Consider the following 12,998-nt stretch of genomic DNA (forward strand, 5'->3'; position numbering starts at 1 on the left):
CATCGCAAGCTCCTGACTACCCGAGTTGCGGCTTGCTAGCCAGTATTCCCCCCGCGGCAGCGATCACCGGCATATAGCTCGCGAATAGCACTAACTGGCTTAACGTATCTTCATAGTGAGAGATAATTAAGCCGGAAACAATGCCTAGCAATGCTAAACCGACTATCCAGCCAATGCGCTCTTGCACATGGCTCTTCACGCTATTTTGCAAGTAGTGCCCTGCGGGCTCTGCCTCAGAGCACATAAGGCCGAGGCCACTCGCCAGATGACGCATACGCACCTGTTCATCCATGTCATCTAACCTGTCAAGCAGGTTCTGTATATGACGAAGCGGACATTCATGCAGGACAGCAATCGCTTCGGAAATTGGCATAACAGCCAACAATTTAGCTTGCTCATCAAACGTGTATTTCAAAAACGCATTTCGTGCAGCCAGAATATCACTCTGACCATAGTGTTCAGTTGCAGCCTCTGCTGCATAGTTCATTACCGCCATGGCGAATCTCCCGATTGGCAATGCACGTCCTGAGGACGCAGCATGGGTAACGACCATCAGAATTAAGCCACATATCAGAGTAAACGTGCTGATCACTTTCAGTTATCACTCAAACAAAGATGAGTAGTAACAACAGCAAAAAGCCTGTCATTTACAGCTAATTGACATAATTCTATATTGAGAAATTTGGAAGAAAATCGAGGAATGATTTGTCAGATTGGGTATAAACAAAAGTATACAAATAAGGACAAGTTATTCCGAACCCGGACAGGATCGGAACTATAGGAGACCGACACCGTTAATGGGTTTGATTTTCCACCTTCATACTCGGAGGATGGTCGGTATCATTCATTAAAGTCTCCAAAAATTTGCCGCCTTTTGCGACGGCATAATTGTACGCAATTCAGTTACCACTTCAAGGTATATCTCGATAAAAGTTGATACAAATGGCCATCCATCACGAATCATATCAAACCCATTAATTATCAATCATTCAGGTAATTAATAGATTTGGCATTCACCCTCAACCTAACATCAAACAAAAAAAGCCCACCTTGCGGTGGGCTCTAGTGTTCTAACTACTTGTCATTAAGACTGTCTGTTATGAAGCATCATTACGCGTTGTTGATCCGAGCGTGAAGCTCCTGCAAAGAAGTGACTTTGTTACGGTCATCAGCGGTGTGAGCCATGCACGTGGCAAATGCAGCATTCAACGTTGTGGTGTAGTTCACTTTTTCAGCCAATGCGCCACGACGCAGTACTTTAGAGTCTTCAATCGCCTGACGGCCTTCGGCCGTATTAATAATGTAGCTATATTCATTATTCTTGATACGGTCAAGAATATGAGGGCGGCCTTCGTGTACCTTGTTGACCAGACGCGGGTTAATCCCCGCTTCGCCTAAGATCACCGCAGTACCGTGAGTCGCATCTAGCTGGTAACCCAGTTTCACTAGCTTGGAAGCCAGGTCAACAACGCGTTGCTTGTCGTTGTTACGTACCGACAGAAGCGCACGGCCGCCATCTTCGTATTCTTTACCACAGCCCAGTTCAGCTTTAGCAAATGCTTCTGCGAAGGTGTCACCGACTCCCATCACTTCACCGGTAGAGCGCATTTCCGGGCCTAGCAGCGGGTCAACGCCCGGGAACTTGTTGAATGGCAGGACGACCTCTTTCACCGAGTAGTAAGGAGGAATGATCTCTTTGGTAAAGCCTTGCGACTCAAGAGACTGGCCGGCCATAACTCTTGCCGCAATTTTAGCCAGTGGCGCACCCGTTGCTTTCGATACAAACGGAACAGTACGTGCTGCACGGGGGTTGACTTCAATAAGGTAAACTTCGTTATCTTTAACGGCAAACTGGGTATTCATCAAGCCGCGAACACCGAGCTCAAACGCCAACTTCTCGACTTGTTGACGCATCACATCCTGGATTTCCTGGCTCAAGGTATAAGCAGGAAGGGAACATGCCGAATCACCAGAGTGAACCCCCGCTTGTTCAATGTGCTCCATGATCCCGCCGATAACGACACGCTCACCGTCGCAAATCGCATCAACGTCCACTTCAACCGCATCATCCAGGAAACGGTCAAGCAGAACTGGTGACTCGTTAGAAACACTGACCGCTTCGTTGAAGTAACGGCGCAGGTCGCTTTCATCATATACGATTTCCATCGCACGGCCACCGAGTACATATGATGGGCGAACAACCAGTGGGAAACCTATTTCTTTTGATTTCTCAATCGCTTGTTCCATCGTCGTGACAGTGGCATTCTCTGGCTGCAACAAACCTAAACGGTCAACAGCTTGCTGGAAGCGTTCACGGTCTTCTGCACGGTCGATAGCATCAGGGCTGGTGCCAATAATCGGCACGCCTGCGGCTTCAAGTTCACGAGCGAGTTTAAGAGGTGTCTGCCCCCCATATTGCACAATAACGCCTTTTGGCTTTTCAACTCGAACAATCGCCAGTACATCTTCCAGCGTTACAGGTTCGAAGTACAAACGATCTGATGTGTCGTAATCGGTTGAAACCGTTTCAGGGTTACAGTTAACCATGATGGTTTCGTAGCCGTCTTCACGAAGTGCTAATGATGCATGAACACAACAGTAATCGAATTCGATGCCCTGACCGATACGGTTAGGGCCACCGCCAAGGATCATGATCTTATCTTTATCGGTTGGCTGCGCCTCACACTCTTCATCATACGATGAGTACATATAAGCCGTATCAGAGGAAAACTCTGCCGCGCAGGTATCCACACGCTTATATACCGGATGAATATCATGCTGGTCACGTAATTTGCGAATTTCGCTTTGCGCCACACCGAGCAATTTCGCTAAACGTTCATCAGAGAAACCCTTGCGCTTCAATTGGCGCAGTTCAGCAGCATGCAGGCCAGCAAAACCGTTATCTTTAACTTTTTGCTCGTCTTTAACGATATCTTCAATTTGTACCAGGAACCAGCGATCAACATTGGTTAAGTTGAAAACACCGTCGACCGACATGCCCGAACGGAATGCATCCGCGATATACCAGATACGCTCTGCGCCTGGCTCTTTCAATTCATGGCGGATCTTACTCATTGCGTCTGGTTCGTCGAGATCAACCATTTCGTCAAAGCCTGTTGCGCCGACTTCCAGGCCACGCAATGCTTTGTGTAACGATTCCTGCTGGTTACGACCAATCGCCATTACTTCGCCGACCGATTTCATCTGAGTCGTCAGACGGTCGTTAGCACCGGCAAACTTTTCAAAGTTAAAGCGAGGGATCTTAGTAACAACGTAGTCAATGGTTGGTTCGAATGATGCTGGTGTTGCACCGCCAGTGATATCATTCATCAGCTCGTCGAGGGTGTAACCAATAGCGAGTTTTGCGGCGATTTTTGCAATCGGGAACCCTGTCGCGTTTGATGCCAGTGCCGAAGAGCGCGATACACGCGGGTTCATCTCGATGATAACCATACGGCCATCTTTCGGGTTGATACCAAACTGGACGTTTGAACCGCCAGTTTCAACACCAATTTCACGCAGAACCGCCAGCGACGCATTACGCATCAACTGGTATTCTTTATCTGTGAGTGTTTGTGCCGGCGCGACGGTGATTGAGTCACCGGTGTGAATCCCCATGGCATCGAAGTTTTCAATCGCACAGACGATGATGCAGTTGTCGTTCTTATCACGAACGACCTCCATCTCGTACTCTTTCCAACCGATGAGTGACTCATCAATCAGCAGCTCATTGGTTGGCGACAGATCAAGGCCGCGCGAACAGATTTCTTCGAACTCTTCTTTGTTATACGCGATACCACCACCGGTTCCGCCCATTGTGAAAGAAGGACGAATGATGCATGGGAAGCCAACCATCTCCAGAACTTTGTAAGCTTCTTCCATGGTTTTTGCCGTATCGGCATTCGGACACTCAAGACCGATAGATTTCATTGCTTTGTCGAAACGTGAACGGTCTTCTGCCTTGTCTATCGCATCAGCCGTTGCGCCAATCATTTCAACATTGAACTCTTTCAGCACGCCGTGCTTTTCAAGATCCAATGCACAATTCAGTGCTGTCTGACCGCCCATGGTTGGCAATACCGCATCCGGACGCTCTTTTTCAATAATTTTGCGTACAACTTCCCAGTGAATTGGCTCGATGTATGTCGCATCCGCCATATCCGGATCAGTCATAATGGTTGCCGGATTCGAGTTAACCAGAATAACGCGGTAACCTTCTTCACGCAGCGCTTTACAGGCTTGGGCACCCGAGTAGTCAAACTCACATGCCTGACCGATAACAATCGGGCCAGCACCCAGGATCAGAACACTTTTAATGTCAGTACGTTTTGGCATTTCTTACTACTCCGGCTTAGGCGCTGTGCTTCTTAATTAACTCAATAAAGTGGTCAAACAGTGGTGCTGCATCGTGTGGGCCAGGGCTTGCTTCAGGGTGCCCCTGAAAGCTGAAGGCTGGCTTATCGATACGGTGGATCCCCTGAAGGGAGCCATCAAACAATGATTTGTGCGTTGCACGCAGATTGTCAGGCAGTGTCGCTTCATCAGCGGCAAAACCGTGATTCTGGCTGGTGATCATCACAACATCACGGTCGATATCTTTAACCGGGTGGTTGGCACCGTGGTGACCAAACTTCATTTTCACCGTGTTTGCACCACTTGCCAGAGCAAGGATTTGGTGACCAAGGCAGATACCGAAGATAGGCAAGCCTTTATCTAAGAATATTTTTGTTGCGTCAATCGCATACGTACATGGCTCGGGGTCACCAGGACCATTTGACAGGAATACACCGTCCGGATTCATCGCCAGTACTTCATCTGCCGGGGTTTGCGCAGGTACAACCGTCAGGCGGCAGCCGCGGTCAACTAACATACGTAAGATGTTACGCTTCGCACCGAAATCATAAGCGACAACATGGTATGGCAGCTCGCTGTCATCTTTTGCTTCCGGTAAACCGTTTAGCAATGTCCAAGAACCTTGCTTCCACTGGTAGGTTTCAGCTGTTGTCACTTCTTTTGCCAAATCCATACCTTTCAGGCCAGGAAACGCTTTAGCCTTCGCCAGCGCTAACGCTTCATCAAGATTGTCGCCAGCCATAATGCAACCGTTCTGCGCACCTTTCTCTCGCAGAATACGCGTTAGCTTACGCGTATCAATATCAGCAATACCGACAATATTTTGCGATTTAAGATAATCAGAAAGGGAGAGTTCATTACGGAAGTTAGAAGCGAGTAGGGGTAAATCTCGAATGACCAGGCCTTGCGCATGGATTGAGGAGGATTCTTCGTCTTCGGAATTGGTTCCGGTATTGCCAATGTGGGGATAGGTAAGCGTTACAATCTGTTGGGAATAAGAGGGGTCAGTGAGAATTTCCTGATATCCCGTCATCGAGGTATTAAAAACAACTTCACCAACGGCCGAACCATCTGCCCCAATGGACACGCCGCGGAACACTGTCCCATCTTCAAGGACTAACAGCGCAGATTTGCTCAAGACAACCTCCAAAAAAAAATAAAAATGCAGTTAAAACAGATAAACTTGCAACTACCCATTCCATACAAAGTCAAAAAGCGAGTCAAGCTGAATTTTGACAAATTCCGCGCAGTCTAGAGATCGCTAACCAAACTGTCAACATTCAACCCAAAATAAGCTTAAAATATATCAATCTTAGATGAAAAACCGCTTCAAACCATGAAAACCACAAGATATCACAGCGAAAACGGGGCTTCACGACCTGTAACATACCACTTTAGCGCCCTCTTCAAGCAAGAACAAACACACCACAGACAAAAAACCAGGCAAACGATTAAACGATACGGGTTTAGCTACATTTATAGACATCTGACGGGAGAAATACAACCAATGGATAGATAAAGGCAGAAAGGTAAGCGATATTTAAGCTAAGGGGAAGATGAGAGAAAATTGGAAAATGAAAAACAGGTTTATGCACTACGCCAAACGTAATGCATAAAACAAACAGGACAATACCTACACGAAATAACCTGTATTTCTTAGGAGCGGTTAAAGATCATTAAGTCCGAGCACATCTTCCATGGTATAGAAGCCCGGCTGCTTATCAGCAAGCCAAACCGCAGCACGAACGGCCCCATTGGCAAAAGTCATACGATTTGTCGCTTTGTGCGTGATCTCGACACGCTCACCAATATCGGCAAACATTGCGGTATGTTCACCCACAATATCGCCGGCACGAATAGTTGCAAAACCAATCTCATCACGGCTACGCTCACCCGTGATCCCTTCGCGAGCATATACTGCAACATCACTGAGTTTATTGCCCATCGCGCCGGCAATCGCCTCCCCCATGCCGATGGCGGTACCGGAAGGTGCATCGACTTTATGGCGGTGGTGGGCTTCAATGATTTCAATATCCGTGTAATCTCCCATCACCTTGGCGGCTTTTTCCAATAACTTAAACACCAGGTTAACCCCGACACTGTAGTTAGGCGCCATGACAATGGAAATATCTTTTGCGGCAGCATCAATCAGGGCTCGCTCTTCAGTAGTGAAACCCGTTGTACCAATCACAATTTTTTTGCCATGTTGCTGACAAAACTCAATGTTCGCCAGTGTAACCGCAGGCGCGGTGAAATCGATAAGCACATCAAAATCATCTGCTGAAGCCACTAGATTATCAACAATCTTGACAGAAAGCGGGCCAATGCCTGCAAGTTCACCGGCGTCAACCCCAACTAAGGTTGATTCTGCCCGTTCAGTGGCTGCGCCAACCGTTGCTTGCTCTGAAAAATGTGTCGCTTTTAAAAGCTTACGGCCCATGCGTCCTGCCGCGCCGGCAATCGCAATTCTTACCATTGCGTAATTTCTCCCTGGGTAATGTTAGTCTTTAATGTAGCGTGTTGGGATTACTAAATCCAGATACAAAAAAGCCCCGACTTCCGTCTGGGCTCTTTCTTATTGTCAGAATAATTATATATTCTTCACTTGCAGCTCGCGTGGGACTTCAAAGAACATATTCTCCTCTCGGCCGGGCAGCTCTTCCACTTCAGCACCAATCAACGTCTGAATACGCTCAATGATCTGATTAACCAAATCTTCCGGCGCTGATGCACCGGCAGTAATACCGACTTTTGACTTACCAGCAAACCATACCGGCTGAACATCTTCAGGGCAATCAGTCAGATAACCAGGCGTTCCCAGTTTTTCGGCCAGTTCACGCAGACGGTTTGAGTTTGATGAGTTCTTCGAACCCACCACGATCATCACATCGACATCTTGTGCCATTTCTCGCACCGCATCTTGGCGATTCTGGGTCGCATAACAGATATCATCTTTGCGCGGTCCCTGGATCTCAGGAAAAACGTCACGCAGTTTTTCGATCACATCCGCCGTTTCATCCACCGATAGTGTCGTCTGGCTGACATAGTGCAGATTGCCCGGATCTTTGACCTGCAGCGTTTCAACATCTTCCGGCTTTTCGACCAAATACATTCCACCGGCAACACTCGCATACTGGCCCATGGTACCTTCGACCTCCGGATGACCGGCATGGCCAATCAGCACTACCTCCATATCACGACGACTGGCACGCGCGACTTCCATATGAACTTTAGTCACCAGTGGACAGGTTGCATCAAACACCGTTAACTGACGTGCTTTGGCTTCATTGCGTACCTCCTGAGAGACGCCATGGGCGGAGAAAATCACAATATTGTCATCAGGTACTTCGCTGAGCTCTTCGACAAAAATAGCACCGCGCTGTTTTAGTCCTTCCACCACAAAGCGGTTATGCACCACTTCATGACGCACATAAATTGGCGGTTGATACATTTCAAGCGCGCGCTCTACAATGCTGATCGCACGATCTACACCGGCACAAAAACCACGCGGATTTGCTAATAAGATTTTCATTTCTAACAGCTCTTAATCCTGAATATTGACAACTTCAACTTCAAAAGTGACACGTTGCCCGGCAAGAGGATGATTAAAGTCGACGGTCACAGAGTCACCAACGACATTGGTTATAATTCCTGGAATATCATGACCATCAGGGCCTGAAAAAGCCATAATAGTACCGACTTCAGCTGGTGCATCGGCACCAAACCTACTTAACTCCACGTGATGAATATTGTCCGGATTAGCACGGCCGAACGCATCTTCTGGCTCCAGTGCGAAGTCACTTTTTTCGCCTTCGGTTAGTCCTAACAAACATTTCTCAAAATTTTCCGTCAGGCTACCATCACCCATACGGAATTTTGCCGGTTTCCCCATAGCCTGAGTTGAATCAGCAACCGAACCATCTTCCAGTTTTATCGCAAAGTGCATCAACACTTCACTGTTTTCCTTAATTACCGACATGTAAACATCCTAGTCTCAAGTTTCTAGAAGCCAAGTGGTGAGTGTGTCGCACTTCTGAAGGCTTCTCGTTCTTGCCTTCGAGACTCGCCTCTCGAACCTGCGTTTATTACGCCCTTTTTACAACAAAGCGCCGTCCGTATCAACGGACAGCGCTCAGGGTTATCGCAATTATCTGATTTTCAGCGGTTGACTTACTGTTGTTTTTTATCAGCAACAAAGCCTTCAAGAATGATCAGTGCCGCACCAATGCAAATGGCAATATCGGCGATATTAAATGCCGGCCAGTGGTAGCTGCCCGCATAAAAATCGAGAAAGTCGACCACAAAACCATGGTAAAGGCGATCAAACAAGTTCCCCATTGCACCACCGATGATTAAGGCATAAGCACTGTTTGCCAGCGTGTTCGTTACCGGCGTTCGACGCATCCAGAACGTCAGCAAGCTGCATACACCCAAGGCAATCACCGCAAACAGCCAGCGCTGCCAACCACCGGCATCATTTAAAAAGCTGAATGCCGCACCATAATTGTGTACATAAAGCAGATTAAAAAATGGCAACAGCTCGATACGGTTAGGCCAACCATAGTCCATGGTATTCATCACCAACAGCTTAGTGACAATATCGAGGATGAATACCAGAGCCGCCAGCCAAAGCCAGCGAACTCCGGACTGTTTAAGTGATGTCACTTGCTTAGGCGCAGACATGGTCATTAGGCAAACTTACGCTCTTCACCTTCACCGCTGATGTTAGTCACACAACGACCGCACACTTCTTCATGGCCTTCAATTGTGCCCACATCAGCAACATGGTGCCAGCAACGGTCACACTTCGCGGCTTCCGAGGCTTTCACGGTCACAAACAAACCTTCGACATCCGTTTCCTGCGCACCGTCTGGCTTGCTGTCAGCAACAACAACTGTCGCTTGAGACGTTAACAAGACAAAACGCAGTTCGTCTTCTAAGTTATTTAACTTAGCCGCCAACGCTTCGTTTGCATGCAGCGTGACTTCGGCTTGCAGGGCTCCACCGATCACTTTGTCTTTACGCGCACCTTCAAGCAGCTTATTAACAGCACCACGAACCTGCTGGATTTCAGCCCAGAAATCGTTGTTCAGTTTTTCGTCTTCAGCAAGACCGAACAGACCTTCAAACCACTCACCGGTGAATACGAACTTGCCACGCGGCTCGCCATTGCCTTGAGAAGCCGGCATCTCGTTCCAGATTTCATCTGCCGTGAACGACATGATGGGTGCCATCCAACGAACCAGTGCTTCTACGATATAGTAAAGCGCGGTCTGACAGCTACGCTGGGCGTGGCCACCTTGCTTCGCCGTATACTGACGGTCTTTAATAACATCTAAATAGAAAGAGCCCATTTCAACAGAGCAGAATTGCATCAGGCGCTGAGTCACACCGTGCAGGTTGTACTCATCGTATGCTTTGATGATTTCTTCCTGCGCCGCCATCGCACGGCCGACAGCCCAGCGGTCAAGAGCCACCATTTCGTCTGCCGGAACCAGATCGGTTTCTGGATTGAAGCCGCTCAGGTTAGCCAGGAAGAAACGTGCCGTGTTTCGAATACGGCGGTATGCGTCAGCAGAGCGCTTCAGGATTTCATCTGAAACCGCCACTTCACCGGTATAATCCGTCGATGCCACCCACAGGCGCAAAATATCGGCACCCAGTTTGTTGGTGACATCTTTCGGCGCGACCACGTTACCGATGGATTTCGACATTTTACGGCCCTGGCCGTCAACGACGAAGCCATGAGTCAGTACTTGTTTGTACGGGGCTTTGCCTTTCATTGCCACCGATGAGATCAATGAAGACTGGAACCAGCCACGGTGTTGATCAGAGCCTTCCAGGTACAGATCCGCTTCGTTACCGTTATATTCTTCGCGGCTGTCAACCACAGAGAAGTGAGTCACACCGGAATCAAACCACACATCAAGCGTATCAAGCACTTTTTCGTAGTTTTCCGCGTCGGCTTCACCCATTAGTTCTGCAGGATCAAGATCCCACCATGCCTGAATACCTTGCTGCTCAACAAGCTGTGCAACTTTTTCAATCAGTTCGCGAGTATCCGGGTGCAGTTCCTGGGTTTCTTTGTGAACAAACAGGGCAATTGGCACGCCCCAGGTACGCTGACGCGAGATGCACCACTCAGGACGACCTTCAACCATACCTTCGATGCGGCTTTGGCCCCACTCTGGTAACCACTGAACGTTTTTGATTTCACTCAGCGCTTTCGTGCGCAGACCCGCTTTATCCATGGAAATGAACCACTGCGGGGTAGCGCGGAAGATGATAGGTGTCTTGTGGCGCCAGCAGTGTGGGTAGCTGTGCTCGTAAGCATGGTGGTGTAATAACGCACCGTGCTCTTTTAATGTTTCAACCACGGCGTCGTTGGCTTTGAATACGTGCTGACCGGCAAACAATTCAGTATCGGGCAGGTAAACCCCGTTACTACCAACCGGGTTTGCTATTTCAAGGCCGTATTTCTGGCCAACCACGAAATCTTCCTGACCGTGTCCAGGCGCGGTGTGCACACAGCCCGTACCCGATTCAGTCGTAACGTGATCACCAAGAACGACTGGCACATCAAAACTGTAGAACGGGTGATTGAAGCGCATCAGCTCCAGATCCGCACCGCTACAGAAGCCAAGGTTATGGAAATGCTCGATACCGGCACGATCCATCACCTCTTTTGCCAGCTCTGCGGCAACGATCAGACGTTGAGGCTCATCACCTTCAACTTGGACAAGTACATATTCCAGATCGTCACGTACGGCGACTGCGCGGTTTGCTGGCAGTGTCCATGGTGTTGTCGTCCAGATAACAATAGACACGTCACCTTGACCTGCATGGCCTTGTGCACAGTTAAATTTAGCCACAACAGCGGCTTCATCAACGGCTTTAAATTTAACGTCGATAGATGGCGAGACTTTGTCCTGGTATTCCACTTCGGCTTCAGCCAGTGCTGAACCACAATCCGTACACCAATGAACAGGTTTAAAACCTTTCAACAGGTGGTCGTTATCAGCAATTTTACCCAGGGAGCGAATGATGTTCGCTTCTGTTGAAAAGTCCATCGTACGGTATGGTTTATCCCACTGACCCAGTACGCCCAGACGGATAAAGCTTTCTTTCTGACCGTCGACCTGACCTGCCGCATAGGCACGGCATTTTTCACGGAACTCTGCTGCCGTCAATTTACGACCGGGCTTGCCCCACTTTTTTTCTACCATCAATTCGATAGGCAGACCATGGCAATCCCAACCGGGGATATACGGTGCATCAAAGCCAGACAGAGTCTTTGACTTGATAATAATGTCTTTAAGGATCTTATTCAGCGCGTGACCAATGTGAATATCACCGTTGGCGTATGGAGGGCCATCGTGCAATATGAAGGATTTCTTACCCTTCTTAGCTTTACGGATTTCACCGTAGAGATCTTCATCATTCCAACGCTTAAGCATTGCAGGCTCGCGTTGAGCTAGATTGCCTCGCATCGGAAACCCTGTTTCAGGCAGGTTCAGGGTATCTTTATAGTCGCTCATTGATTCTCGATTCCGTTACTTGGGCGAAGTTGGACATTATTACGCTCAGACAGCCACACCCGTGCTGTTTGAGCATCACGCTCGATTTGTGCTTTTAGCGCATCGAATGATTCGAATTTTATCTCGTCGCGCAGCTTATGTCGCAGCACAACTTCAATCTGACGACCGTATAGGTCAGATTGGAAATCAAAAAGGTACACCTCCAGTTGCCGGCGTACCCCATTCACTGTTGGCCGGTGACCAACATTGGCAACTCCCGGTATGGGAGCACCTTCAACACCAAACACCTCGACAGCATAGACTCCAGACACCGGAGATACGCGTCGTTTCAATGGTACGTTTGCGGTTGGAAAACCAATTGTGCGGCCGAGTTTACGTCCATGAGACACGCGTCCGCTAATACTGTACGGACGGCCTAACATGGATTCAGCCAGGAGCAAGTCATCACTGACTAATGCCTGACGTATTGCCGTACTACTGACTCGTTGCTCTGATACGCAAAAACTCTGCGTACTGACAACCGTAAAGCCAAATTCTTTTCCGGCTGCTACCAGCATAGCAAAATCCCCGCAGCGGCCTTTGCCGAAGCGGAAATCATCACCAACAACCAGAAACTTAACACCCAATTGCTCCACCAACAAGCGGCGAACAAAATCTTGTGCCGACATATTGGCAAAATGGGCATTAAAATTGATACAAAGCAAACGTTCGACGCCGACTTGCTTCAACTGCATGTATTTATCGCGAAAGCTCGTCAGCCTTGCCGGAGCCTTGTCACCTGCAAATAATTCCAGCGGCTGGGGCTCAAAGCTCATCACCGTTGCAGGCCAGCCCAGTGCACGGGCTTTTGCCAACACCTGACGCAATACCGCCTGATGACCTAAGTGAACACCATCAAAATTCCCAATCGTCAGCACGCTGCCGTGATGCTCTGGTTTGATATTATGTATGCCTCGGATTAATTCCATGCGCCGCTTAAATTTTCGCAGAGTGAAAAACTGACGGATTATATACTACTCTGAGCCCATGATTCCAATATGAATCATTCTCGGGCCATCCGTCTATATCTAAACGCTATCAAGATGCGTGATTCAGCGCTCATCTGAG

8 protein-coding genes and 1 pseudogene are annotated in these 12,998 nt (G+C 48.5%); all 9 read right to left on the reverse strand.

What is annotated here, in order from left to right; translation table 11 throughout:
* Positions 1-38 precede the first annotated feature (38 nt).
* Positions 39-496, reverse strand: a pseudogene (locus R3289_RS13290) (magnesium transporter); the annotation flags it as partial.
* A gap of 614 nt (positions 497-1,110) precedes the next feature.
* Positions 1,111-4,335, reverse strand: coding sequence for a carbamoyl-phosphate synthase large subunit (gene carB, locus R3289_RS13295; RefSeq protein ID WP_318926134.1), 3,225 nt, complete (start codon positions 4,333-4,335; stop codon positions 1,111-1,113).
* Positions 4,336-4,351: 16 nt separating this feature from the next.
* On the reverse strand, positions 4,352-5,491 hold the full coding sequence (gene carA, locus R3289_RS13300; protein ID WP_318926136.1) for a glutamine-hydrolyzing carbamoyl-phosphate synthase small subunit: 1,140 nt from the start codon (positions 5,489-5,491) through the stop codon (positions 4,352-4,354).
* Positions 5,492-6,019: 528 nt separating this feature from the next.
* Positions 6,020-6,829 carry a 4-hydroxy-tetrahydrodipicolinate reductase gene (gene dapB / locus R3289_RS13305; RefSeq protein ID WP_318926138.1) on the reverse strand — a complete coding sequence of 270 codons (810 nt, stop codon included), beginning with the start codon at positions 6,827-6,829 and terminating at the stop codon, positions 6,020-6,022.
* 114 nt (positions 6,830-6,943) lie between these two features.
* Entirely contained in the window at positions 6,944-7,885 is a 942-nt protein-coding gene (gene ispH, locus R3289_RS13310) for a 4-hydroxy-3-methylbut-2-enyl diphosphate reductase (protein WP_318926139.1), read from the reverse strand.
* A 12-nt stretch (positions 7,886-7,897) separates the two neighbouring features.
* Positions 7,898-8,332, reverse strand: coding sequence for an FKBP-type peptidyl-prolyl cis-trans isomerase (fkpB, locus tag R3289_RS13315; protein ID WP_318926140.1), 435 nt, complete (start codon positions 8,330-8,332; stop codon positions 7,898-7,900).
* 191 nt (positions 8,333-8,523) lie between these two features.
* Complete coding sequence (gene lspA, locus R3289_RS13320) at positions 8,524-9,042, reverse strand: signal peptidase II (RefSeq protein WP_318926141.1); 519 nt, start codon at positions 9,040-9,042, stop codon at positions 8,524-8,526.
* Entirely contained in the window at positions 9,042-11,891 is a 2,850-nt protein-coding gene (ileS, locus tag R3289_RS13325; protein ID WP_318926143.1) for an isoleucine--tRNA ligase, read from the reverse strand. The genes lspA and ileS overlap by 1 nt, the downstream gene beginning before the upstream one ends.
* On the reverse strand, positions 11,888-12,859 hold the full coding sequence (gene ribF, locus R3289_RS13330) for a bifunctional riboflavin kinase/FAD synthetase (RefSeq protein WP_318926144.1): 972 nt from the start codon (positions 12,857-12,859) through the stop codon (positions 11,888-11,890). Before ribF ends, ileS begins: the two co-directional genes overlap by 4 nt.
* Positions 12,860-12,998 lie beyond the last annotated feature (139 nt).

Source organism: Photobacterium sp., from assembly GCF_033720175.1.
In the GTDB taxonomy this organism is placed as follows: Bacteria; Pseudomonadota; Gammaproteobacteria; order Enterobacterales; family Vibrionaceae; genus Photobacterium.